The 25,892-nt window shown below is 56.4% G+C and carries 20 protein-coding genes; 7 read left to right on the top strand and 13 right to left on the bottom strand.

What is annotated here, in order from left to right; translation table 11 throughout:
- The first annotated feature begins 235 nt into the window (after window positions 1-235).
- The gene (locus tag FFI95_RS13260) at window positions 236-979 is read left to right on the top strand and encodes a Nif3-like dinuclear metal center hexameric protein (RefSeq protein WP_144823303.1); all 744 of its coding nucleotides are present in this window, start codon (window positions 236-238) and stop codon (window positions 977-979) included.
- A gap of 283 nt (window positions 980-1,262) precedes the next feature.
- On the opposite strand, the gene FFI95_RS13255 is transcribed toward FFI95_RS13260, so the two are convergent.
- Window positions 1,263-1,691, bottom strand: coding sequence for a Z-ring associated ZapG family protein (locus FFI95_RS13255; RefSeq protein ID WP_144823301.1), 429 nt, complete (start codon window positions 1,689-1,691; stop codon window positions 1,263-1,265).
- A 192-nt stretch (window positions 1,692-1,883) separates the two neighbouring features.
- Here FFI95_RS13255 and zapE point away from each other — a divergent pair, with 192 nt between their 5' ends.
- The 4 genes from zapE to FFI95_RS13235 all read left to right on the top strand — a co-directional run bounded on the left by zapE (window position 1,884) and on the right by FFI95_RS13235 (window position 9,300).
- On the top strand, window positions 1,884-3,017 hold the full coding sequence (zapE, locus tag FFI95_RS13250; protein WP_144823300.1) for a cell division protein ZapE: 1,134 nt from the start codon (window positions 1,884-1,886) through the stop codon (window positions 3,015-3,017).
- Window positions 3,018-3,175: 158 nt separating this feature from the next.
- Window positions 3,176-5,038 carry a DUF1302 domain-containing protein gene (locus tag FFI95_RS13245; protein WP_144823298.1) on the top strand — a complete coding sequence of 621 codons (1,863 nt, stop codon included), beginning with the start codon at window positions 3,176-3,178 and terminating at the stop codon, window positions 5,036-5,038.
- A gap of 33 nt (window positions 5,039-5,071) precedes the next feature.
- Window positions 5,072-6,433, top strand: a complete 1,362-nt coding sequence (locus tag FFI95_RS13240; protein WP_144823296.1) for a DUF1329 domain-containing protein — start codon at window positions 5,072-5,074, stop codon at window positions 6,431-6,433.
- Window positions 6,434-6,606: 173 nt separating this feature from the next.
- A complete protein-coding gene (locus tag FFI95_RS13235; protein ID WP_144823295.1) occupies window positions 6,607-9,300 on the top strand; it encodes a LuxR C-terminal-related transcriptional regulator in 2,694 nt (897 codons plus the stop codon).
- Window positions 9,301-9,327: 27 nt separating this feature from the next.
- Here FFI95_RS13235 and FFI95_RS13230 read toward each other — a convergent pair whose 3' ends face one another.
- The 12 genes from FFI95_RS13230 to pilB form a co-directional block, all read right to left on the bottom strand.
- The gene (locus tag FFI95_RS13230) at window positions 9,328-10,239 is read right to left on the bottom strand and encodes an acyltransferase (RefSeq protein WP_144823293.1); all 912 of its coding nucleotides are present in this window, start codon (window positions 10,237-10,239) and stop codon (window positions 9,328-9,330) included.
- Between the two features lie 42 nt (window positions 10,240-10,281).
- Window positions 10,282-11,181 (bottom strand): glucosaminidase domain-containing protein, encoded by a 900-nt coding sequence (locus FFI95_RS13225; RefSeq protein WP_144823292.1) that lies wholly within the window; start codon window positions 11,179-11,181, stop codon window positions 10,282-10,284.
- 90 nt (window positions 11,182-11,271) lie between these two features.
- Window positions 11,272-13,497, bottom strand: coding sequence for a hypothetical protein (locus tag FFI95_RS13220; protein ID WP_144823290.1), 2,226 nt, complete (start codon window positions 13,495-13,497; stop codon window positions 11,272-11,274).
- Between the two features lie 150 nt (window positions 13,498-13,647).
- Window positions 13,648-14,220, bottom strand: coding sequence for a YfaZ family outer membrane protein (locus FFI95_RS13215; RefSeq protein WP_144823288.1), 573 nt, complete (start codon window positions 14,218-14,220; stop codon window positions 13,648-13,650).
- Window positions 14,221-14,344: 124 nt separating this feature from the next.
- On the bottom strand, window positions 14,345-14,533 hold the full coding sequence (gene yacG / locus FFI95_RS13210; protein WP_144823287.1) for a DNA gyrase inhibitor YacG: 189 nt from the start codon (window positions 14,531-14,533) through the stop codon (window positions 14,345-14,347).
- 20 nt (window positions 14,534-14,553) lie between these two features.
- Window positions 14,554-16,518 carry a response regulator gene (locus FFI95_RS13205; RefSeq protein ID WP_246069516.1) on the bottom strand — a complete coding sequence of 655 codons (1,965 nt, stop codon included), beginning with the start codon at window positions 16,516-16,518 and terminating at the stop codon, window positions 14,554-14,556.
- A gap of 42 nt (window positions 16,519-16,560) precedes the next feature.
- A complete protein-coding gene (tsaA, locus tag FFI95_RS13200) occupies window positions 16,561-17,304 on the bottom strand; it encodes a tRNA (N6-threonylcarbamoyladenosine(37)-N6)-methyltransferase TrmO (RefSeq protein WP_144823285.1) in 744 nt (247 codons plus the stop codon).
- Window positions 17,301-18,446 (bottom strand): hypothetical protein, encoded by a 1,146-nt coding sequence (locus FFI95_RS13195; protein ID WP_342778865.1) that lies wholly within the window; start codon window positions 18,444-18,446, stop codon window positions 17,301-17,303. Before FFI95_RS13195 ends, tsaA begins: the two co-directional genes overlap by 4 nt.
- Window positions 18,418-19,029: a dephospho-CoA kinase gene (gene coaE / locus FFI95_RS13190; protein ID WP_222120406.1), complete on the bottom strand. Its 612-nt coding sequence runs from the start codon at window positions 19,027-19,029 to the stop codon at window positions 18,418-18,420. Before coaE ends, FFI95_RS13195 begins: the two co-directional genes overlap by 29 nt.
- Window positions 19,030-19,033: 4 nt before the next feature.
- Window positions 19,034-19,909 carry a prepilin peptidase gene (locus FFI95_RS13185; protein ID WP_144823283.1) on the bottom strand — a complete coding sequence of 292 codons (876 nt, stop codon included), beginning with the start codon at window positions 19,907-19,909 and terminating at the stop codon, window positions 19,034-19,036.
- Between the two features lie 158 nt (window positions 19,910-20,067).
- A complete protein-coding gene (locus FFI95_RS13180; protein WP_144823281.1) occupies window positions 20,068-21,288 on the bottom strand; it encodes a type II secretion system F family protein in 1,221 nt (406 codons plus the stop codon).
- A 2-nt stretch (window positions 21,289-21,290) separates the two neighbouring features.
- A complete protein-coding gene (gene pilB, locus FFI95_RS13175) occupies window positions 21,291-23,009 on the bottom strand; it encodes a type IV-A pilus assembly ATPase PilB (protein ID WP_144823280.1) in 1,719 nt (572 codons plus the stop codon).
- Between the two features lie 368 nt (window positions 23,010-23,377).
- Between pilB and FFI95_RS15550 the strand changes: the two genes are divergently transcribed.
- Entirely contained in the window at window positions 23,378-23,833 is a 456-nt protein-coding gene (locus FFI95_RS15550; protein ID WP_281288528.1) for a pilin, read from the top strand.
- 162 nt (window positions 23,834-23,995) lie between these two features.
- Window positions 23,996-25,756: a PglL family O-oligosaccharyltransferase gene (locus tag FFI95_RS13165; RefSeq protein WP_144823278.1), complete on the top strand. Its 1,761-nt coding sequence runs from the start codon at window positions 23,996-23,998 to the stop codon at window positions 25,754-25,756.
- The last annotated feature ends 136 nt before the right edge of the window (window positions 25,757-25,892 follow it).

Here is a 25,892-nt window from a genome sequence, read left to right as displayed (position 1 = left end):
GCTTGGCTGTGGCCGTCCTTGGCCACAGACATTCCCGGAGGCCCCCTTCACACCCAGCTTCGCTATTTTTTGGATGAACGCACAAAGTTGATAAAGGCTGGTGGGCAGGGCCGTCTGGGAATGTAGAGGGCCAGGGATGGCCCGAAACAAGCGCACATGGATGTGCTTGTAGCGGTTCCCAGACGGCCCTGCCCGCCAGCCGAAAGCTCCCAAGTCGAAACGAAAGAGGGTAGTTATGACAAACCGAGATGCCATCCTCGTGAAAGTAAACCAGTGGCTCGAGCCCGAAAACTTCCAGGATTATTGTCCGAATGGGTTACAGGTAGAAGGCAAAAACGACGTTAACACCATCGTCACCGGCGTAACCGCTTCCATGGAACTCATCGAAGCCGCCATAGCCGCCGGCGCCGACATGATTCTGGTACACCACGGTTACTTCTGGAAAGGCGAAGACCAGCGCATCCGCGGCATGAAACGCGACCGCATTAAACGCCTGCTGGACAACGACATCAACCTCGTCGCCCACCACCTCCCACTCGACGACCACCCGGAATACGGCAACAACCGCCAACTGGCTGACGTACTGGGCATCGAAAACGCAAGACCGTTAAACGGCCTGGTCTGGGAAGGCGAACTGCCGGCCCCCCTGAGCCCGGAAAAATTCGGCCTCCAGATCGCCCGCGCACTACACCGCGAACCCCTGATCGTCGGCAACGGCAAAGCGGAAATCAAACGGGTAGGGTGGTGCACAGGCGCCGCACAAGGCTTCATCAACACCGCGATAGAAGCCGGTTTGGACGCCTACATCAGCGGCGAAATCTCAGAACCCACCACCCACACAGCCAGAGAAAGCGGCATCCACTACTACGCCGCCGGCCACCACGCCACCGAACGGTATGGCGTACAAGCATTAGGGAAAGCACTGGAGAAAGAATTCGGAATCAAACACCGTTTTATCGACTGTGATAACCCGGTTTAAAAAATGGAAGGGGGAAGGGTGCTCCGGCTAATCAACAAAGTCGTGATGAGCAACAATCAGCAAACCAGTTTTAGAATTTAAATCAGTGGCCGAGGCCTATGGGCGAATAACGCCATAGCCAGGTTGAGTGGTGTGGGGCCTTCTTTTCCAAAACTGTGCGGAGCCATGGATGGCGGAGCCCAAGCGTCACACGGATGTGCCGCAAGGAGCGTGTTTTGGAAAAGAAGGCCCCACATCACTCATGCTCCAAACTCGGCAGTCCTCTAGTCGCAGCCAAGGAGCATCAGGCCTCAGCCGCCTTATCCCCCTTCTTAAGCCCAAAATCCTCAGATAAAGTCCCCGAAGTCTTAGGCGCATAATCCCGCGGCGGCTCAACACCATCCTCACCGACCTCCTCAAGACGCTTACGCGACGTCTCCTCAGCCAGCTCAGCCATACACTCCTCATCGTTACACAAACGATTCGCCCCCCGGGCCATATGCTGATTCACATCCCGGTAAGCATCATTAAACCGGCGCAGCAAATGTGCTGATTCCATGAAATGTTCATTCACCTGAGCCTGGTAGCGCAAAAACTCATTACGAACCTCCTCAGCCTGCTGCTCCGCACGGCGCTGCCGGAGCGAAGAACCCTGCCCCGAACGGCCAATCAAGGCCCCGATTATAATGCCAACAATCAGTGCGGCAATCGCTGCCAGAATCAGGTTTGTCATATGCTGTATCGTCCTGTTGCCTGAAGAATAAACCAATCCATACCATCAGTATAACGCCCGCAGCCGGTTCAGCCTATGCCCGAATGCTGCGCCAATCGTCTTATTGTCGCCCCGACCTGCAGCATGGCGAAAAAACTGTAAATACGCGATAATACGCCGCCCCAAATCAACGACAGACCCCGGGAAAACCTGATGACTGTTACTATGCCTTCTGAAATAACTGCCCAGCAAACACCCTGGCAGCGCTACCAAAAGGACCTCGAGAACCCCGATTTTCATAAGGACCCGGCCCAGGCTGATGCCGTTCAGCGCCTGCAGACACTTTACGACAAACTCGTAGAAGCGGAAAGCGAACGCGCCAAAGCCATGACCAAACTGCGCCGCCGGCTGAAAAAAGGCCGGGAAGAACCGGTAAAAGGCCTGTACTTCTGGGGCGGGGTAGGCCGTGGCAAAACCTACCTCATGGACACCTTCTTTGAATCCCTGCCGTTCAAACGCAAAATGCGCGTGCATTTTCACCGGTTTATGCAGCGGGTACACGACGAGCTCGGCCGCCTCGAAGGCGAGAAAAACCCCCTCGACCTGGTGGCAAAAAAATTCGCCGACGAAGCCCGGGTGATCTGCTTTGACGAATTTTTTGTCTCCGACATAGGCGACGCCATGATTCTGGCCACCCTCATGGACGGCCTGTTCAAGCGTGGCGTTACCCTGGTGTGCACTTCCAACATCGTGCCCGATGGCCTGTATAAAGACGGCCTGCAGCGGGCCCGCTTCCTGCCCGCCATCGAGCTGGTGAAAAAATACACCGACGTAGTAAACGTCGACGGCGGCGTGGATTACCGTCTGCGCACCCTGGAGCAGGCCGAACTGTATCACTCGCCGCTGGACGCAGAAGCCGAAGCCAGCCTGCGCCGGAGCTTTGATGCTCTGTCGGTGGAAGCGGCAAAGCACAGCAAATCCATGGAAATAAACGGCCGTAAAATACCCGCCCAGGCCCATGCCGACGATGTGGTGTGGTTTGATTTCAAAGACGTGTGCGACGGCCCGCGCAGCCAGAACGACTACATTGAAATTGCCCGTCAGTTCCACGCCATCATCATCAGCAACGTACCTGTGCTGGGCGGTGACAAAGACGACCAGTCCCGACGTTTTGTGAACATGATTGACGAGTTCTACGACCGCAACGTCAAAGTTATTATATCCGCCGCTGCGCCCATCACCGAACTCTACCCCGGCGGGCGCCTGAGCTTCGAATTTGAACGCACCGAATCCCGCCTTCTGGAAATGCAGTCCCAGGAATACCTGGAGGCGCCCCATAAGCCCTGAGAGCGGCTGATAACAAAATCATACTTTTGACTGATCAAACCACTGGACCCCCTTAGCTATAGTGCTTACATCACGAGCACTGTGCACGAAGCCTCCAATAGATCGTGAATACCAATAATCAGAGCAGCGACTCAGAACAACAATGGAGTAGCCTTCCAATGACAAGAAAAACACACCAGTGGCAGCGTTGGGCAAAATTACCGCTCGCCGTGGCGATTACCGCCGGGTTTGCCGGTCAGGCCTCTGCCTATTCCTTTTACGTCGGGGATGTGGAAGCCCAGTTCAACACCACGCTGTCTGCGGGGGTTGGCTGGCGTACGCAAAATCCTGATAAGCGGTTGATTGGCCAGGGTAACCTGGGGCCCAGTTACGCTCCGGGCGAGGTTAATGAAAACATCGGCGCCTCTACCAACAATTATGATGATGGCAACCTTAACTTCGAAAAAGGCGACACCTACTCCAAAATTGTAAAGGGCAACAGTGAGCTGTTCCTGAACTACGATGTGTATGGCGATAGGCTAGATCGGGTGGGGGCGCTGGTCCGGGGCCGCTACTGGTACGACTTTGAACTCAAAGACGAAGGCCGGGCCACCGACTATGTAGGTCAGACACGCAGCCTGAACAGCGAGGCCAGGGATAACGCCTCCGGCGGTGAGTTCCTGGATGCTTATGTGTTTTCCGACTGGTACCTGGGCAATGTCCCCCTGAGTGTGCGCTATGGTAAACAGGTGGTCAGCTGGGGTGAGAGCACCTTCATTCAAGGGGGGATCAACACCATCAACCCGATTGATGTGCCTGCCTTCCGCGCTCCGGGTTCCGAACTCAAAGATGCGCTGCTGCCGGTAGAAATGTTCTACATGTCCGCCGGGGTAACGGAAAACATCACCCTGGAAACCTTTGTGCAGACAGACTGGGAGCCGGTGCGTCCTGACGATTGCGGCACCTTCTTCTCGACCAACGACTTCGCCTCAGACGGCTGTGGGCCCATTCTGGCCGCGGGCCAGTTGTCAGATTCCCAGGCGTTACAGCAAGGCTTTGTTATTGAGCGCCATGGTGACAGAGAAGCCGATGCCAAAGACCAGTTCGGTGTGGCCATGCGCTGGTATGTGCCGGCCCTGAACGATTCCGAATTCGGCTTTTACTACATCAAGTACAACAGCCGTCTGCCCTATGTCAGTGGCTCAGTCAAAGAAGACGGTGAGCAGTTTCCTTACTACTTCATGGAATACCCCGAAAACATCGACTTGTACGGCATCAGTGTGAATACCAACACCCCAGGTGGCTGGTCGCTGGGTGCCGAGTACTCTTACCGGGATAACGTACCTCTTCAGTGGAACGCTTTTGAGCTGATTTTTGCCGGTACGCAAAAGCGTGGTCCGGATGGTGAGATACTCAGCCTGCTGGAGAAGCAGCGTCGGGAAGAACTGGGCGGAAACGTAACGCCGGGTATGGAAGCTTCAGGGTATGACCGGTTTGGCGTCTCCCAGGCGCAGTTCACACTGATCAAGTTCTTCGATCAGATCATGGGTGCCAGCCGCCTGTCGCTGATCACCGAGTTTGGCGCCACCTATGTGCACGATCTGCCGGATCACAGTGAGGCCCGCTACGGCCGCTCCGGTACCTTTGGCATAGGCACTCTGCCAGTGGCATCCGGAGATGCCTGTAAAGGCGCCGGCGGAAAGCCAGCGGAAAACATCAACACCAACTACTGTAACAACGAAGGCTTCACCACCTCCTTCTCCTGGGGTTACCGTTCCCGTTTGATATGGAATTACCCCAACGCCATTGCCGGCATCAACCTGTCGCCGCAGCTGGCCTGGAGCCATGATGTGAAGGGTTACAGCCCACAGCCGGGGGGTGCCTTTAACGAGGGCAATAAAGCCATTGGCCTGTCCCTGGAGGCGGTGTATCAGAACAGAATTACCGGTAACATCGGTTATACGAACTTCTTCGGTGGCAAGCCTTATAACGAGCTCACAGACCGGGATTTCATCAACGCCAGCGTGTCTTACTCATTCTGAACCGCCAAGCATGTGTATAACGAGGTAACTTAAATGAAGCTAAACAAGAAATTACTGGCCACCGGCGTTCTGGCGGCGAGTCTCGTTGCGGGTCAGGCCTGGGGCGCAGTTTCAGCCGAAGAGGCCGCCAAGCTGGGTGATTCGCTCACGCCCATGGGTGCCGAAAAAGCCGGGAATGGCGGCGCTATTCCCGCCTGGAGCGGAGGCATGGGTGAGCCGCCTGCAAACTACGAAAACGATGGCATTTATGTAAACCCGTTCCCGGACGCCACGCCCGAGTTCACCATCGATCAGAGCAACGTGGCAGAATACGCCGACAACCTGTCCCCGGGACAGGTGGCCATGATCAAACAGTATCCTGACTATGTATTGCCGGTGTATGAAACCCGTCGTACGGCAGTTTTTCCCCAGCACATCATGGATAAAACCGCGGAGAACGCGACCCGTTCGGAGTTGATCAAAGAAGGTAACGGGCTGGCCAACTATAATGACGCCACCCCGTTCCCGATTCCGCAGAACGGCCTGGAAGTGATCTGGAATCACATTACCCGTTACCGTGGCGGCTCTGTGCAGCGTAATATCGGCCAGGTAACGCCGACGGCAAACGGAGCCTATTCGGTCGTGAAGTTCCAGGACGAGCTGGCTTACAGGACCTATCTGGAAGACTACAGTCCGGACAAAGACCCCAACGTCCTGTTCTATTTCAAGCAGGCCATCACCGCTCCGGCGCGTCTGGCGGGTAACGTGTTGCTGGTTCATGAGACCCTCGATCAGGTTGCCGACCCGCGTCGGGCCTGGGTATATAACGCCGGCCAGCGCCGGGTTCGTCGTGCGCCCCAGGTGGCCTACGATGGTCCGGGTACAGCGTCCGATGGTATGCGTACCTCCGACAACCTGGATATGTTCAACGGCGCCCCGGACAAGTACAACTGGGAACTGGTGGGCAAAAAGGAAATGTACATTCCGTACAACTCCTACAAGCTGGTCGACCGGGATCTGAGCTACGACCAGATCATCAAGGCCGGCCATATCAATCAGGATTACGCCCGTTATGAACTGCACCGTGTGTGGCACGTGCGTGCGACCCTGAAAGAAGGCGAGCGCCACATCTACGCCCAGCGGGATTTCTATATCGATGAAGACACCTGGCAGGCGTCCGTGGTGGATCACTACGATGGTCGCGGCGAACTCTGGCGGGTGGCAGAGGCCCACGCCATGCAGTTCTACGATCAGGATCTGCCATGGTATGCGTTTGAAACCCTGTACGATCTGCTGTCCGGCCGCTATCTGGTGCTGGGTCTGACCAACGAAGAAGTGAATCCGTATCAGTTTGGTGTCAAACGTCAGTCCAGGGAGTACACACCGGCGGCTCTGCGTCGGGCAGGTACCCGCTGATCCGGTTACAGTGTGTCAGAGTGCAAAAGTGGCGGGCTCAGGCCCGCCACTTTTGTAACATTGATGTAAAACTGTCGGCGGGTTAACAGCTTTGGCATGAGAACTTTGCAGCTGTCCGATGAATTAGCTTAACCTTTCTGTAGGATTACAAAAGCTACAGAAAAGGGCGGCGCATGATGTCACTCAGTGGTCGTAGTGCAGCAAACGACGAATTCCAGTCTGCAAACAGTGGCCTCCAGCGAGGCGAACTGGTCCGGGAGCTACTCAGTCAGCGGCTGCGAATGCCCGCAATACCCGCAGACGCGTTGCCCAGACCCCATCTGACCACACAGATAGCAGAAGCCCTGTCGCCCCGCGGTGTCCTGTTTGTGGAAGCCCCTTGTGGCTATGGCAAGTCTCATGCAGTCGCGGTGGGTGTGCAGAGTGAGAGTGCCGGCCTGAGTGCAGACACGGTGCACTGGCTGCCCCTGACCGCCCAGGATAACGCGCCCACACGCTTCCTCAGTCTTCTCTCCGTCGCGCTGAATGTCCCGGATACCTGTGAAAGCAGCCTGCAGGGCGGCACGGCCTTTGCGGATACCCTGGCCATCATGCTGCTGGCGCTGCAGAAAGCCTCGCCAGCACCGCATTCCGTATTGGTACTTGACGGCCTGCAGCACCTGACCAATCCCGCGGTGATCGCCCTGTTGCAACAACTGGTAGCAGATCTGCCCTCACAGCTGTCCCTGGCCCTGATATCCCGGCAGGCTCTGCCGTTTGAAACCCATGCACTGGAGCTGGAAAACCGCTTTGTACGCATAGGTCCGGATAACCTCGAATTCAGCCGCAATGAAACCTTTGAGTTTTTCAGTGAAGCCCTGGGTGCGAAACGGCTGACCAGTGTGGCGGTTGATCATCTGTACAACCTGACCGAAGGCTGGCCCACACCGCTGGCGCTTTACCGTCTCGATATACAGAACAACCCGGAAAGACGCCTGGTCTCCGAAACGCCAAGTGTGGAACGGTTTCTGAAAGAGTCGGTGCTGGGCGGCCTGACTCAGGGGCAGTTGCATTCCCTGCGCGCATTTGCCGAGCTGGACCTGTACTCCGACGAACTCTTGCTGACACTCAAGCCTGTCATCCCTGAAGGCTATATGCTGCCTTCTGAAGCCAGTGCTCTGGGGCTGCCGGTGAGTATCCTGCCCGGATGGGGACGCTGGCAGCGGTTTAATCCATTACTGAAGGAGTGGCTGCAGACACCTGTCATGCCGGGTTACGCCGACAGAATGCTGGCCGCCAGCCACTGGTTCAGAAGCCGCGGCCAGTTTCCGGAAGCACTGAAATACGCCCTGCTGGCCGGGGATTCCGAAGCAGTCAGTGACATTGCAACACAAGGCTCAGAAGCACTGTTGCTGGGGCAGGACACAGCCTCACTGCTGCGCTTGCGCCAGAGCCTTCCGGCCCGGATGCTGGAAAACAGCCCGCGACTGAAAGTTGTCTACAGCTGGGTGCACGCCATTGGCGGCCAGTTTCAGCAGGCACGGGCGCTGATTGAAAGCCTGGACCCACAAAGTACCCAGGCTCACGAAGCCCGCCTCTCTGCCCTCAGAGCCTTTATCCTGCGCGCAGAAGGCCAGGTGGAGCCAGCGCTGGCCATGGCCGGCCAGGCGCTGTCCGGCCCGGAACTCTCGCCCCAGGGGCAGCTGGTGACACACATGGTACGGGCCAGCGCCTTGTGTGCCGCCGGCCAGTTTCAGGAGGCCCGGGAGGCCAACCGTGAAGCCTCGCGTCTGGCCCGGGAAGCCGGGGACGCCGGGTCGGAAGCCCTGGCGGTGTTTGCCCATGCCCGGATAGAGCTGGGCAAAGGCGCTTTAAGATATTCCGAACAACTGCTGCGCACCGGCCTGGATACCGTTATGCAGGAGTTGACCCGGCCCGCCCGTATCGGCGAAACCCGGTTGCAACTGAACCTGGCCCTGGTGCTCTGGCACCAGGGGCGTTACGCCGAAGCCGATCGCTTACTGGTTACCTGCGGCCGCCACACCGAGCAGGCCCGGGATATCGGGTTGCTACTGGCCATGGCCCTTCGAGTACTGATGTGCCGCGCCCAGAGTCGTCTTGATGATGCGTTTGTGTGGATTGGCCGGGCAGAGCGCACCATGCACACCTGGAAGGTAGACGAGGCCCTGTATGTGCCTGTGCTGGAAGCCCTCAAAGCCAGTTGCTGGCTGGCCCAGAAAAAACCGGACAACGTGGCCCGGGCACTGACAAGACTGCAACCCTATATGGAAGCCGGTTGTGTGCCGGAACTCTTTCCCATGATGCCCGGTCTGCTGGATTGCCTGCACGTGCGCCTGCATCTGGTGCGGGGCGAAACAGTCCAGGCCCGTGAAACTCTGGAAGCTGCCTGCCAGCGCTATGGTGACGCTATTCCCTGGGGAGTGGGCGTGCATATGCGGTTGCTGGAGGCACTGCTGGCGAGTGCCGAAGGCAACCCGATGGCGGCCCGGAAAATATTTGTGGCGGTGGTTGCTGACGCGGAGCAGGAGCATTTTATCAGCCCGTTTGCCGAGCTCAGGCAGGAACTGGGAGGTTTGCCCGCCAAAGCCTGGAATCAGTTACCGGATTCGCGGTTTCGGGAGGCTCTGGGTGAACTTCTGGAGGTAAACAGCACTCAGCAAATGCCAGAGCTGGCTGAGCCCATCAGCGAGCGTGAACAGGGGGTGCTGGAGCTGATCGCCCAGGGGCTGTCGAATCAGGGAATTGCAGACACACTGCATATTTCCCTGCACACGGTTAAAACCCATGCCCGGCGCATTAACGCCAAACTGGATGTGCGTTCCCGCACCCAGGCAACGGTGAAAGCACGGGAGCTGGGGCTGCTCTAAGGGTTTATTCTGAGGGACCGGGGCGCGTCAGGCGCCCTGGCGGTCGTCGCTTCGGATGGATTCAATCAGGGCGTCTTTTTCTGCCCAGAGCTCACTCACCCAGCGCTGAAATTCCACCCGGGTGGCGCGGTCGTTTTCGTAATCCAGACCCAGAAACTGCTCCGGAATGTCCCGCGTGCGGATATCAATCACAATGGTCTTAATGCGACCGCACAGATAATCCCAGATGCCCACCTGTTGCATACCCGGATACACAATGGTGACATCCAGCATGGTATGCAGCATATCCCCCATGGCACCCAGAACAAACGCCGAGCCGCCGGCGCGGGGCTTGAGCAGATGAGTATAGGGTGAGTTCTGGCGCTTGTGCTTCGCCGGCGTAAACCGGGTACCTTCCATAAAGTTGAAAATGGTTACCGGGGTGTAGCGGAACTTTTCACAGGCCGCCTCAGTCGCGGCGATATCCTTGCCTTTGAGTTCCGGGTTTCTGGCGATCTGCTCCTTGGTGTGGCGGTGCATAAACGGAAAATCCAGAGCCCACCAGGCCACCCCCAGAAACGGCACCCAGATCAGTTCCTTTTTCAGGAAAAACTTAAGAAGCGGAATGCGGCTGTTAAGCACATACTGAATGGCCGGGATATCAGCCCAGCTCTGGTGATTGCAGGTCACAAAATACCAGTGCTCCCGGCTCAGGTGCTGCGCGCCCCGAATGTCCCACTCAATCCTGTGCAGAAGGTTCATCACCAGATTGTTGAAGCCGATCCAGACCCGGGCAATGGTGTTCAGCACCACCGTGCAGCCCTTGCGTATGGCGATGACCGGCAGTATCAGCTTGAGCAGGGCGAACACAATCAGAAACGGGAAAAGAATCAGAGTACTTATCAGGATAAGCAGAACCGCCAGGGTTCCTTTCAGGGGCGCAGGTAAGAAGTGAAGCATTCGGAAACGTCTCTGGTTATCACATAGTCAGTGGGTTGAAAGTCAGCCTTCGGCGCTGTAGCCGGGAAGCAGAACCTGTTCCGCATCGGCCGACGCCAGGTTCTTCAGCTGCGACGGACTGCGGTCGCTCAGAATGTTACGGAATTCCTTATCGTAATACGTGAGGTTGTTATAACGGATCATCGAGCGGATTTCACCCACATAGGCTTCACCCCGCTCAGAATAGCTCGTCAGCCCTCCGGCCAGTGCCAGGCCAGACAGAGGATTGCCGGCGTTTCTGGCTTCCAGGCGGATATCCCGTAATGCCTGATAGCTGTTGTGCCGGTTCAGGTTCTCCATGTAGGAACGGATGGAATGGTAGGGTGACGCAAAGGCTTGCACCTCATGGGACGCCCCATCCGGGCGGTGCTGTGGCACCAGCCCGCAGCCTGGGGTAAAACACCACTGGCCAAACAGGTTATTCCCGGCACGGGCAAACCGCGACGTGCCCCAGGCCGACTCATTGGCTGCCTGGGCCAGAATCAGCGAGGGCGGAATCACATCCAGTTGTTTGTTCAGAGCGGCCAGCTGCGCCTGGCTGCCCGGCTCTGACTTTATCCGCAGCCGCTGTGATTGCTTATTCAGCCAGGCAAGTTCACTGTCCGAGAGAGTGTCTTTTGTGGCCAGACTGGCAAGATAATCCCGCTGCAGCAGAATACGGGAGTTGGCGAGCACAATGCGCGGGTACAGGAAGGAGAAAAAGGCGGCCTTCTTTTCCGTGGTGTCGCTGTAGCCGGAAAACTCCGGCAGGTCATTATCCGCCCAGGCGGGCAGTGAAGGCAGAGAGCTGAGTGCCACATCCGCTGTGCCTGTCCCTGGCTTGGACGGAGAGTAAACACCACCCCCGATGGCGAACGCCACCATAGGAACAGCCAGCATCAGCGCGCGTGTTGCAGCAAACATAAAACCTCTCGTTATAATCGGATCAGGCGCCCGGTCGGTGTATAGAAACGGGCGATGTGTTCAGGATTATAACAGGTTGTGCGTACAGGCTCAGTGCAATAATGTGGCCATCAGCAACCCCAGGCGTTTCTCACCAGTACCTGGATTGTCTTCATACACCAGAAACAGCTGCTTCCGGTCTTCTGTTACAAAGCCCTTCAGGGAGGCGCTGCCGCTGCTGAAGCTCACCTGGCCATCGGACACAGTACCGCTATCCGTGTTGTGAAAATCATAACTAAACGGCTCGCTGACCGGGGTGGAAACCCGGCTGCTGGCCACATCGTGGGCCACGGTCAGCACCTTGGTGTCGAGATCGACCCCGGTTTCAGAGAATTCCAGAACCCCGTTATCCAGGTGCATCAGCCGGTTCGCTCCCAGTTCCATCCCCATAATAAAGCCCTGAACCCGATAACGCCCCGAGGTGGGCGCCTTCGCTGAGACAGCTGCCTTGCCGGCAATCAGTAATCCGTTGCCGTTGATCTGATTGGCCAGGTTAAACGCCAGCAACGAACCATCGGGGGTACTGGCGCCCACGCCCAGATCTGGCCTGTTGAACGGCTCCGCCGGGGTATTCTTATCCAGATTGAGCCAGCCGTTACTTTCCTCACCGGAGCTGAGCAGGGACATCCTGGGAGTGAGTACCCGGGGGGCTGTGCCTGTCCCTGTGCTCAGGCCGCCCACGGCACCGGAGCTGTCACGGCTCAGGGTGGTGAAGGTTTCATCTACGGCAACGGAACTGCCTTCAGAGCCGGCACTGATCTGCCATGTGCCTGTCCCGGCTTCAGCCTGAACCGGTGTAGAGGAATCGGAAAAGCGGGTGCTGAAGAACACCGTGTTGTAGGTGTGGCCATTCAGAACCTCTGCATCAAAGCCTTTCTGACGCAACAGGTTAAGCTCCATAACCGACAGGTAATGGGCTTCCAGATCGTCCCGGCGGCGCAAGTCGTCGCCGTTCGGCTCAAGAGCTATGGCCTTGCCGGCACTGAAGTATCCGGTTAACGCACGGTCGGGTGCCGAACTGGCACTCTCCGCCGCGCCTGTGTAGGCGTCCATAAAATAAGGATTGCGGGTCCAGCCGATGGGGGTGTCGGTGTTGCGGCCGGTAATGGTCTGGTACAGGGCGCGGCCAGCCAACAGACGGGTGTGCCTGTCCACGGTCACAGCGTCCTCAGTCAAAGCACTGCGGGTAGCCGGGCCTGGCGCTGAAGAATGGGTGTTCAAAAGCCAGTCGTCCGAATCCCGGCTGAAAAAATCATTGCTGTCTGTCTGGGCCAGGGTTGTACGGCTGTAGGGAATCTGTGTACCCAGAGACGCCACCTGAATGTTGAAAATATCAAAGCTGGCCAGGGTCAGCCCCGGGTACAGGTAAGCCGGGGCGTCTTCCGTGCCGGTTGCCTGTTCCCGGCCCAGACGAACACCCCACTGACCGGCGCCGGAATAGGGTGATTCCGCAAACGTGTGCCCCAGCTCCAGGCCCATAAACACCGAATTGTAATCGGCGGAGCTGGCGGAAATCTCGCCTGATGCTTTCTCCTGCAGCAATGCATAGTCCGCCATGGCGGCCACATAGCTTGCAAAGTCACCCCGCTCGCCGAGATAACTCACCGCAGCATCCACACTGGCACCGCCGGGGATATCAATCTCGAAGTCGTGGACCTGATCAGCCAGGGTGGACCACACGTATTTATTCAGGCACAGGGACTGATCGACCTCATTCACGCAATTCAGAAGGCTCTGAAATTCTGTGGGGGAGTAGTTCTGAAGCTGGCGCACCAGGTATTCAGAAAACGGGTTTACCCGGATATGACGATCCGCATCCGCGGCCGGGGCCTGCAGTGTCGCATTGCCGTATTGCGCCTCAATGATCACATCCGGAGCCAGGGGCTGGCCGCCGGGGAAGCGGATAATCGTGGAGCCGTTGTCGTCCGTGCGTATACTGGCGCTGGCCTTGCCCAGGTCCTGCAGGCTTCTGTTGCTGTGAAACGCGCGTACCCTGTCTGCCTGGACAATGTGCAGATTGCGTCGCGTGGGCTCTCCTTCGCTCTCACGCACCAGGCCGGCAGGCACTTCCAGAGTCACCCGTACTTCATTGTCTTCCAGGCCACTGGTATTGCCGGAATCGCCGGTGCTGCCAGAGCTGAACCCGTTTTCTGACGGGTTGTTGCCAGCGAAGGCATTGGGACGTTTGCGCACTTCATCAATGGCATCGTCCCCGCCGCCGCAGGCGGTCATGAGAGAAAGCACAAGAAACAACAAAAGCGAGGACTTGAATTGCATAGCTGCCAGCCCGTGTGGACGCGGTTCAGAAGGGAATAACCCGGTTCAATAAAGGCAGTCTAGCAGTGCAGATAAGGGGGAAGTGTGAGGAAGGCCACGAAACAGGCGCCCGACGGGGCACCTGTTATCGCTGACAGGAGAGGAGTGGGATCAGAAGAAAATCTTCATACCCACCATAACACCCTCATCCAGGTTGATGTCGTCCTTATGGCCATAGCCACTGACATCCAGGTCGGTATTCAGGTAGCGGTAACCGGCAAACAGCTCGGCGTTGCGGATCACACGGTAGTTGCCACGCAGCTCGACACTGGTCATATCATCGGAGTCGCCGAATGAAAGAATGGTCGGGGCATAGTGCAGACCACCCGTGAACGACAGCCCGGGAACATCCGGAATATTGATCGTGGCAAAGCCACCCAGGCCGACAGCGCCGCCGTCATAGTCGTTGTCGTCATCCCAGCCAATGGCACGCAGGCCAATACCTGCAGTGGTCGGCAGGTTACCCAGAGCGGTACGGCCCTGAGCGTGAAAGTCTACGTTACCAATATGGCGGCTGCCTTCATGGTAGGTATAACCGGCACCCAGCTGTAGATCGTTGTTGGTACCAAAAAAGTTTACCTGGCCTTTAACGGAATCGTTGGTCAGGCTCAGGTCGAGGTCACTGGCCATTACCGGCGCAGCAGCGACCGAGAGAGCCAGTACAGACATACGTAATACGTTCATTCTTTTACCTTCTTTGGTTGAGGTGCGAATAATGGAATGAATGGTAACGAGCCGTTCCTGAGACCACAACTTACAAGCCTGTAACGCCTCGGTAACTACCGATACGGCTATCGGGGCGGGAAAGTCAGTGCTGTGTGGTTTCGCCACCCTGGTCCAGATCGTCCGGGGAGACGTCTTCCGCCGGAACCCGGTACTCTTCATTGGCCCAGGCACCAAAATCAATCAGCTTGCAGCGTTCCGAACAAAAAGGGCGCCAGGGATTGGCTTCTGTCCATTCCACGGATTTCCTGCAAGTGGGGCAATCTACATTCATGTCAGCGTCCTGATCCGGAGTTAATGGGCATATTGTTCCAGTACTGCCCCTAACATTTCAATATTGACAGGCTTGGCCACAAATGAATCCATCCCCGCGAGCCGACAGTGTTCCTCATCTTCTTCCCGGGCACTGGCCGTAAGCGCCACCACCGGAACCCGGGGGCGCTGGTGGGCCTCTTCCCATGCCCGCAGACGGCGAGTGGCCTCAAATCCGTCCATGTTGGGCATAATGCAGTCCATCAACACCAGATCAAATCTGTGCCACTGCCACAGGCCCGAGGCCGCCTCGCCATCGGCGGCGGTGGTCACATCACACCCCAGTTTCTCCAGTATCCGGCGGGTGAGGGTGCGGTTGACCGGATTATCCTCCACCAGCAACACCTTCATGGCGCGGGACAGCTTTTGCCGGCGCTGGTCGGCCTTTGAGTCCGCCTGCAGAGAAAACCGGGTAAGAAACTGCCGCTCATCCCGTTCTGCATCTACAAAAAGCGTGTTCAGAATCGGCGTCAGGCAGGATTCCCGCAGCGATTTGCTGAGAAAACCGTCCGCCCCGGCCCGGCGGAAATGCTCGGCATCGCCCCGCTGGGGGTTGGAGGACAAAACCAGTAGGCGCAGATGGTCCCACATCGGGTTGCCGCGCACCTGAGCGCAGAGCACATCACTGTCCATATCCGGCAAAAAGCCGTCCAGAATCAGCAGATCAAACGGTTGCCGGTTCTCAAAAGACTGCCGCAGAAGTGCCAGGGTCTCCTCCGCGGAAGTGACCGCTTCTATATGCACCTCATGGCGGGACAGCATCTCCAGGGTAATCTTGCGGGAGAGGGCGTAGGAGTCGGCGACCAGAATCCGCTTGCCCTGAATCATCCGGGAATCCGGCTGCACCCGGGAAAAACTCCCCGGGGGTGTGTTCAGGGACACCTCAAACCAGAAGGTGGAACCTTCACCCGGGTGACTGTCTACCTGCAGATTGCCATCCATCAGCGACACCAGCTGGTGGCACACCGTAAGACCCAGCCCGGCGCCGGGCAGGTGGCGTTCGGAGCGCTCGCCCAGCTGCACATAAGGCTCATACACCCGGGGAATATCCTTTGGCTGAATACCAACCCCGGTATCCTCTACCGCGAGGCGCAAACGGGCCATGCTATCTTTGCGGCCGAGCACCTCCACACTGATCAGCACATGCCCGGAATCGGTAAAACGGATGGCGTTGGACACCAGGTTCAGCAATATCTGACGAATCCGGGCCGGATCGCCCAGCAACTCCTGGGGCAGGTGTTCGTCAATACGCAGTTCCAGTGCCAGATGCTTCTCCCGGGCGCGCCCGCCCAGCATATGCACCAGATCGTTGAGCGTATCCCGCAGATCAAAGCCCCGGTGCTCAAGTTCCAGCCGGTGGGCTTCCATGCTGGAAATATCCAGCAGATCATTAAGAATGGCAGACAAACCCTCGGATGAGCTGATCAGCGTATGCACATACTCCCGCTGCTCATGATCCAGAGGCGTATCCGCAAGCAGACTGGCGTAACCCAGCACCGACTGCAGAGGCGTACGCAACTCATGGCTGACACCGGCCAGGAAGTGGTTTTTCGCAAGGTTGGCCGCAATGGCTTCATCACGTTCTGCCCGGGCCAGGCTCGCCGTTTCCTGGAGCAAACCGGCATCTTCCAGCGCCTGCCGGCGCATACCGTTCAGAGCCTGCTCAAGCTCATACAGGCCATTCAGGGGAATCAGTACGTTCGAGCCCTGTTCCGGCGGGTTTTCCAGGGTGTCCAGGTTCAGCTGGGCCACATAGCTGGCCATGGCAGACAAACGCCGGGAGAGCAGAAAACGGAACAGCGCGACCAGCCCCACAGACGTCAGCAAAATCACCACAAACAGAAACAGGAAAAAAGAGAGAGTACCGCCCGCAAGCCCGGTGTACACCTGCACACCTGTGGCAATCAGCGAAAGAGCCAGACTGAACAGCAGTAAAAAGAAAAACAAAGCACAAGTTCCCTGTGTCAGATAAAAACCGTCTGCGGGAGTCTAGCAGACCGTTAACACTTCGACACGTGTTTGTGAATCCGAGTTCACAAACCGGAAGCGCACATTCAGATCGTAAAGGTGTGCCCCGTAAATCCGCGCCTCATCGCGCCCCCGGCGAAACGACGGCCGGGGGTCGTAACTCACCACATCCTCGATCAGCAGTTTCAGATCCGGATAGGTCTCGGGCGATAAATCCCCAAGCTGCGCCTCAGCCTCCGGCAGAAACACCACCTCCAGCTTTTCCACCGGCGCCGCGCCCGCCCAGCCAAGGGAAGCCTCCGGCACGGAATCCGCAAATGGCAGATAGGGTTTGATGTCGAGAATGGGCGTGCCGTCAATCAGATCGTGATCGCTGATCCGCAGAATCAACCGGCCCTTCTCCCGCATCAGGCCCTCATTGCGCACCACCGACAGCCCCAGACTGTTGGGGCGAAACGGCGACCGGCTGGCAAACACCCCCATTTTCTGGTTACCACCCAGTCGCGGAGGCCGCACCACGGGCCGCCACTCGGCCCGCACCGCCTCATGAAACTGAAACACCAGCCAGAGATGACTCGCAGTTTCCAGCCCCCGGAAGGCATCCTCCCGGTCGTAGGGCGGTTGAATCACCAGATCAGCCCGGGCATAACGGGTCAGCCCGGGCTGGCGCGGCACCCCGAATTTATCCGCAAAACAGGAACGGGTGATGGCAACAGGGGTAAGGGTGAGCGCCTCGGCGGCGGGAATGGAAGAATGTCGCATCAGAAATCCCGATTAATCCTGCCTGAGAAAAACATCTCAATACGAAACACCGCCGACGCCCGGTCCTTGAAGCTGTCTTCTCGCGGAAAGGTGAGTGCCGGAATCAACTCGGCAAACAGCCAGTTGCTGTGCAACCGGTAACGCCAGGTAAGATCGGCAAAGGCCGACGTGGTCTGCCAGTTGGGCTTGCTCTCACCCAACACCCCCAGCCGGGGCGTGAGGGTTGAGCGGTTATTTAGCCGCTTGGCCACACTGAAAATCTGCGCCGCCTCAAACTTGCTGTCGCTGTGCACCCACTCCAGCTCCGATGAGGTCCAGAAACGCCAGCCTTTACCCACATCCCGGCTGCCACTGAGCCTGGCGCGGGCACCCCAGCCATCCTTGTGGTAATAATAAAACCGTTGCTGAGCACGCACCGACCAGTCTTCATCCGCCTGCCAGCGCCCTTCTGCCGTCGCCCGCCAGAACGCATCCGGCGGCAGGTGCAGGCGGGCACCAAAATCGTTGGACAGATTAACTGCATCGCCGATCTGCGACAGAAAACGCAAGGCACCCGTGGTCTGGCTCGAGGTACGGTCCGGCTCCGTTAACTGCCGGTCCCGCTGGCGCTCTTCCAGGGGAATCAGTTCATCGCTCTCGCTTTCAATCACCAGTCGCAGCTTGCGTCGGGTGGTGGGAATATCGATCCGAAAACGCGCCTCCGGCTCAAACTGGGCTACATGACCGTATTCCGATTTGGTGGCAAAGCCCAGACGCAGATAGCTGCCATTATTCGGCAGATTATGGGGCTCACCGGACAGCGTGCGGTCGGCCCATTCGCCAAACGCCTGCACCTTCGGCCCCTGAATCCGCTCCTGGATCATCACAAAATTCGAGAACTCCAGCCAGTAGGAATCCACGGGCTCGGCCCAGTACTCCTCCGGCTCAAACGCATAAAACGACGGTGGCAGGTTTTCCGGTGTCAGATTCCCGGTCGCCGATGGCTCCATCACCTCAAACACAGGTTCCAGCGCCCAGGCCTGCGGGCATATAAAAGCGACAGGCAGCGAGCACACGCCCGCCAGTGCCAGGCGGCTTGCCGAGGAAGCACCCGTTCGCTTACGCACGCGGCTGCGCTCAGCCAAAGTCCACCAGAAATGCTTCATGCAGGGCACGAACCTCAGTGGCCACCTGATCGGATGGCTGGTTGTTATCAATCACCGCATCGGCCTTGGCCAGCCGCTGATCCCTGGGCATCTGCGCAGCAATAATACGCTCCACCTGCTCCCGGGAGTTGGCATCCCGGGCCATGGTGCGCTCAATCTGCACCGACTCGGGCACATCCACCACCAGCACCCGCTCCACCAGCTGATGCTGATCGGTTTCCAGCAGCAATGGCGACACCAGCAGCACATAGGGCAGGGCATAATCCTGAGGATGCAGCTGGCGGATCAGCTCCTCACGGATCACCGGATGCAACAACCCTTCCAGCCAGGCGCGCTCCTCGGGGTGCTCAAACACAATCTGCCGCAGTTTTGCCCGGTCCAGAGCGCCCTCATCGGTAAGAATGTCCTCACCAAAATGCGCCGCAACCTCAGCCAGCGCCGGCATCCCCGGTTCAACCACCTCCCGGGCCACATCATCTGCGTCTACCCAATGCACGCCCAGATTGCCGAACTGCCGAACCACCGTCGACTTGCCGGAACCAATACCGCCTGTTAACCCGATTATCACTGTGTTCTCTGTCAAACCGTCAAACCCCAAGCAACCCGTACCAGAAAGCCTGAATTTCAACACCAAACCACAAACACAGCAACCCCGCAGCCGCAAGATAAGGCCCGAAAGGAATCGGCACCTCCCGCCCGTGCTGCCTGAACACCATCAGCGCAATGCCCACCACAGCGCCAACAAAAGAAGACAACAGAATCACCGCCGGCAACAACTCCCAGCCCAGCCAGGCCCCCAGAGCCGCCAGCAGCTTGAAATCCCCATGGCCCATACCCTCCTTGCCGGTTGCCAGCTTGAACAACCAGTACACAGACCACAGGGCAAGATACCCAATCACCGCCCCCCAGAAGGCTGCAGTAAACTCCCCCAGAAACCCGAAATAACTCAGAATAAGCCCCAGCCACATCAGCGGCAGGGTAATGCTGTCGGGTAACAACTGCGTATCAAAATCAATCACCGCCAGAGCCACCAGCGCCCACACCAGCAACAGAGACCACAGAGCCGTTGCCGAAGGGCCAAGAATCACCACCGTAAGCACCGAAAACAGTGCCGTGACGGCCTCAATAACCGGATAGCGCGCGGAAATAGGTGCCTTGCAGCCGCTGCACTTACCCCGGAGAAACAACCAACTCAGCACCGGGATATTCTCCCAGGCACGGATCTTATGGCCGCAAGAAGGGCAGGTAGAGGCGGGACTGGAAAGGGTAATCGGCGCTTCCTTCGTGTGCTGGGATTCGGGGATCTCCAGAAACGCCTCGCACTGACTGCGCCAGTCCTGATGCATCATCTTTGGGAGGCGGAGGATGACTACGTTCAGAAAGCTGCCTATGCAGAGGGAGACCAGCGTTATGGAGAGGTAAAGTAGCCAGGGGGTCGAAAAGAGGGTGTTTAATATTTCCATTCAAATGCTCAAGTTATTAATATTTAATTGTAAGTATTTTACCCCTCTCCCCCAACCCCTCTCCCGCAAGGGGAGAGGGGAGATAACTCCCCAGTCTCAGGCATTGTTAGCCCCTCCCCCCTGGCGGGGGAGGGGTTGGGGAGAGGGGGCGGGTGGGGCTACCCAACAACCTGCCCCATCTGAAATATCGGCAGGTACATAGCAATAATCAACCCGCCAACCAGCACCCCAAGAACCGCCATAATCATCGGCTCCATCAGCGCCGTGAGGTTATCCACCATGTCATCCACCACAGCCTCATAGTGCACGGCCACCTTCTCCAGCATTTCATCCAGATTACCGGACTCCTCACCAATCGCCGTCAGCTGCACCGCCATCACCGGGAAAATATCCTGCTGGCGCATGGAGGCCTGCAACTGGGTACCGCTGGAGACATCATTCTTGATGCGATCCACCGCATCCCGGTACACCGCGTTCCCCGTGGCGCCGGCCACGGAATCCAGGGCGTCAACCAAAGGCACACCTGCCGCAAACGTGGTCGACAATACCCGGCCAAACTTGGCCACGGCAGACTTGTCCAGGATCTCGCCGACAATCGGCAGTTTCAGCACGTATTTATCCACAAAATCCGAGAACTTCGGCGAACGTCGCTTGGCTTCACGGAACAGAAACACCGTGCCAACAATCCCCAGCAGCACCACAAACCACCAGGACTGCATCCATTCAGACAGCTTCACCACAAACTGGGTAAACACCGGCAGCTCCGCGCCAAAGCCCTGAAACAGGCTTTCGAACTGGGGCACCACTTTCACCAGAAGAATGGCGGTGACAATGATTGCCACAATAATCACGGCAATCGGGTAGGTCATCGCCTTTTTAACCTTCTTCTTCAGCAGTTCGGTTTTCTCGAGATAGGTGGCGATGCGATCCAGCATCTGCTCCAGTGCCCCGGCCTTCTCACCGGAATCCACCAGGTTGCAGTACAGATCATCAAAATGCCGCGGGTGCTTGCGCAGCGCCGCCGCAAAGTTGGTGCCCGAGGCAATGTCGTTACGCACAGCCACCACCAGCTCTTGCAGCCCTTTGTTATCAAGGCCATCGGCCACAATGTCAAAACTCTGCACCAACGGCACGCCGGCCTTCATCATGGTGGCCAGCTGGCGGGTGAGCATGGCGATATCAAACGGGGTAATCTTCTTGCTGCCGCCAAACAAAGGCTTCGGCTTTTTCTTGACCTTTTCCGGAGCAATGCCCTGCTTACGCAGCTGGGCCTTAACCAGAGCCTGGCTGGAACCGTGGAGTTCACCTCTGGATTTTTGCCCTCGCTTATCCTTCCCTTCCCATATGTACGTTTGCAGCTTTTGCGCTTTCTCTGCCATGCTTAATCCTTCGTCACGCGGTTGGCTTCCTCAAGACTGGTTACGCCCTCAATCACTTTCATAAGTGCCGACTGGCGCAGGTTCCGGAAGCCTTCGGCCTCAGCCTGATGTGCAATTTTGATGGAGCTGGCCTCTTCCATAATCATGTTGGCCAGCGCGTCCGTAATCTTCACCACCTCGTAAATACCGACGCGGCCTTTATATCCACCATTGCATTTATCACAGCCCTTGGGGTGGTACAACGTGAACCCTGTATCGATTTGTTCCTGTGTGAACCCCTCGGCCAATAGCACATCGCCGGGCACATCCCAGGGCTGTTTACAGGCATTACACAGCCGCCGGCCCAGTCGCTGGGCAATAATCAGGCTTACCGAAGTGGCGATGTTGAACGCCGGCACGCCCATGTTCATCATCCGCGTAAGGGTTTCTGCGGCACTGTTGGTGTGCAGGGTAGACAGCACCAGGTGCCCGGTCTGCGCCGCCTTGATGGCAATATTGGCGGTTTCCAGATCCCGGATCTCACCCACCATGATCACATCCGGGTCCTGACGCAGAAACGCCCGCAGCGCCTCAGCAAAGCCCAGGCCCACCCGGTTGTTCACGTTCACCTGGTTAATCCCCTCCAGGTTGATCTCCGCCGGGTCTTCTGCGGTGGAAATGTTGATGTCCGCCGTGTTCAGAATGTTCAGACCGGTATACAGAGACACGGTTTTACCCGAGCCCGTGGGCCCGGTAACCAGAATCATCCCCTGGGGTTGCTGCAGCGCATCCATATACAGCTTTTTCTGGTCTTCTTCATAACCCAGCACATCAATGCCCAGCTTCGCCTGGCTGGGGTCGAGAATTCGCAGCACAATCTTCTCGCCCCACAGGGTGGGCAGGGTGTTGACCCGAAAATCAATGGCCTTGGTTTTCGACAGCTTCATCTTGATGCGCCCATCCTGGGGCACCCGCCGCTCGGAAATATCCAGCTGCGCCATAATCTTCACCCGCGCAGAAATCTTCGGCGCCAGCTTGATGGACGGGCGGGAGACTTCCTTCAGAATACCGTCGGTACGGTAACGCACCCGATAGGTCTTCTCATAAGGCTCAAAGTGAACGTCGGACGCGCCGCCGCGAATGGCATCCAGCAGCATTTTGTTCACATACTTCACAATGGGCGCGTCGTCCACCTCGCTGGGAACTACCGCATCGTCATCCTGCTCGTCGCCGTCACCCCCGGTATCCACGCCTTCCAGATCACCGTCGTCCAGATCCCCCAGGGTGCTGTCCTGGGATTCCAGATACTTATCAATGGCCACCCGCAGCTTGGCGTCGTCCACCAGGATCGCATCCGTGCTAAGGCCGGTGTTGAACTTGATCTCATCCAGCGCCTGAATATTGGTGGGGTCCGACACCGCAATAAATAGCCGGTTGCCGCGCTTATACAGGGGCAGGGCATTGTGCTTGCGAATCAGCCGCTCATCCACCACGCCTTCGGGCATCATCTCCGGAAGAAACGACGACAGATCCAGTACCGAAATCCCGAACTCCATCGCCGCCGAAAACGCCAGTTTGGCGCTGTCTGCCAGCTTGTTCTGGGTGAGGTAAGTGATCAGAGGAATACGGTTCTGGGAGGCCTTGAGAAACGCATCCTTTGCGGTGGCCTCGTCCAGAAGCCCGTCGTCTACAAAGCGCCGGGCCAGGCCGGTGAGGTTTATGTTGCTGTTTTTGGTAGCCATAAAAGAGGTAACGCAAACTGCCTGAGTGACTGAATAAGTGTGTGTCCGGTCAAGGAGTTTAGAGGCCCGACCGGCCTTTTGGAAGGCGCGGACTCACGGGATGAGTGTTTACGTACCGACGCACAACTGTCTACATGTGACCAAAAACGTCACATCCGGACGTGCAGCGGCGCCAAAAATGCGCAAAAAAGCAGTGTGACAAAGATCACAGAGGTGGCGTAGGTGTCTGAGAACAGGCGGATTGTTAACATTATTTAACAAGTGGCACGCTAAGTGCTTGATGAACCTTAGGCTCGACGCGGATACGGGGTAAAGCTCCACCGCCCCGGAGCTGTTTTTGAACCAGAAACGACAACTGAGGTTGAATAATGCAAAACATGCAAATGAATAAAGGCCAGCAGGGTTTTACTCTGATTGAGCTGATGATTGTGGTGGCGATTATTGGGATTTTGGCGGCTGTGGCTATTCCGGCTTATCAGGATTATACGACTCGGGCTAAGGTTTCTGAGTTAATTCTAGCAGGGTCTGCTGCAAAAATGACTGTTACTGAAGCCGCAGCGGTTAGAAGTAGCTTGAGTAGTGTTTCGGTTGATAATCAAAGTTCTACCTATGTCGAATCGGTTGAGGTTACAGATAAGGATAAGAGCAGCGCTACTATTACTATTACCGCAACAAGTGCCAATCTTCCGGACAGTGTTGCGGGAAAAGCGGTATTGTTGAAGGCCACAGTCAGTGATAATGGTAAGGTGGAGTGGGAGTGCGGCTCTAAAGGTGACGGTATTCCTAAAAAATACCTTCCAGAGTCTTGTCAGTCTGACTTTTAACTAATAAGGCTAGGTATATTAAGTTCGCTGACTGTTACGATATTTCAGTCAGCTGTTTTAAAAGGTCCAGCTCTGCCAGGAGTTGGACCTTTGCAGTTCAACGTGAGCAAATCTCCCCAGAAAATATAACCTGGCAGTGCGCATAGTTAAGAGTTGCAAAGTATGGTATTCCCCTTTTTATTTTTTTGTACTTTTGCAATCGCGTTTTTACTTCCGGTCCATTCCTATCCTTATCCCTCTTTTTATCTAGAGTTTTCCGCATTTTTGACACTCCTCATAGCAATGCTGCAACCAAAGCTATGGAAGGGAGAATGCCGTACACCCAGAGTTTTTTTACTATTTATTGGCTTTGTACTGGTAGCGCTTATTCAGCTCCTGGCAGGGATAACACTGTTTCGTGGAGATGCGATTTTGGCTGCATTTTATATAAGCGCATTTACTTTAACGTTAGTTGTTTCTTACCGGCATGTCACAAGGGATTCCAGAAAACATGTTACAGATTCTGTGGCATTTGCTCTGGTCGCTATTGGGGCTGTTTCTGTCTGGATAGCTTTGGTTCAATGGCTACAGCTTGGAGAGTCGTATTGGGTTTACGGTATGCCTGCCGGCGGCAGGCCGTTTGCGAACCTCGCTCAGACAAACAATTATTCATCACTGATCTGGATCTCAGTGTTTTCACTATATTATCTGTTTGAACGCAGGCGTATTGGTGGCCTGGGGCTTTTGATTGCCGGTCTGTTTCTAATCGCCGGTGCCGCGCTGTCCCAGTCTCGTACCTCTTGGGTGATGCTTGCAGTACTGATTGTTGTTGCTGTTATACATAAAGGCCTCCTCCGAAAATGGCGCTGGCAGCGCTTGGCAATGCCAGTGCTGGTCATGATGTCGTTTTATTATTTGAGTGTTGTTTTGGCAGATCTAAAAGATTATCTGTTTTTTGCGGAAGGTGGTAGTGCAGCTCTTAGAGCATCATTCACGGATGTTCGCACCGACTTATGGTTATCTTTTATTCAGGCAATTGCACAAAAGCCCTGGTTTGGTTATGGCTGGGGGCAGGTGTCCATTGCACAGGTTGCCGCTGCTGAAATGCACCCGGCGATTGGGTTAGCCCAGTATAGCCACAACCTGCTTCTGGATCTTCTGATCTGGAATGGTATACCCATCGGGCTGTTGTTTTTTGCAATGATCAGTTACCTGTGGGTGAGGGTTTTCGCCTATGCTTATACAGTAAAAGGTTTTTACAGTTTATGCTGCTTTACCGTTTTACTGGTGCACTCTTTATTAGAGTACCCTCATGCATACAGCTACTTTTTGTTACTGGCGGGCTTTTTTATTGGTATATCCGCAGCAGACCCTCTCGACCATAAAGCCTTCCGCCGGGGGCGCGTTATAATACCCGCGTTGATATCTGCAACAGACCGGTGGCTCACCAAAAGTGTAGTTATACCTAAATATATTCCCGTGGTGCTCATTATGATATTTTCAGTATCACTAGTGGTCGCGTGGAGAGACTACCGTGTTTTGGAAGAAGATCATCGTCTTTTACGTTTTGAAAATGCCTCTATCGGGCCAATTAAAGCCGACAAAAAAGCGCCGGATGTTTGGGTTTTTGATCAGCTGCGCGGCTTTACCTGGGTTTCCCGGACGAAAACATTTGACGATTTGAACGACCAGGAGCAGGCGCTGTTGGAGAAAGTCGCTATAAGATACCCGGTCCCCGCTACCCTGTATAAATTAGCTCAGCTGCGAACAGCTCAGGAAAAGCCAGCTGAAGCGGAAAAAGCACTAGAGCTAATCAAGCACCTGCATGGCGAGCGGATCTATGAGGCGGCCAAAAAAGAATGGACTAATTTAACGAAGAAAGGTGCTAGCTCTTCTTACCTGACAGGCGAAACCGTGGACAGGCACGCCCAACCTCGCCCCTAATCTTTAACATTCTTTGACCGTGAATTCAGATAATAACTGCAGCACTTTGGCGTAACCAGGTAGAGACGGGAGGGCCGTCGCCGGTACCCTCACGGGCTTTACCGACCAAAGTGAAGCAGTGATGAAGTACCGACAA

Source organism: Marinobacter piscis (assembly GCF_007671655.1).
Taxonomy (GTDB): Bacteria; Pseudomonadota; Gammaproteobacteria; order Pseudomonadales; family Oleiphilaceae; genus Marinobacter; species Marinobacter piscensis.
Note: the sequence above shows the minus strand (reverse complement) of the source record. Positions and strands in the feature narration are given on the sequence as shown.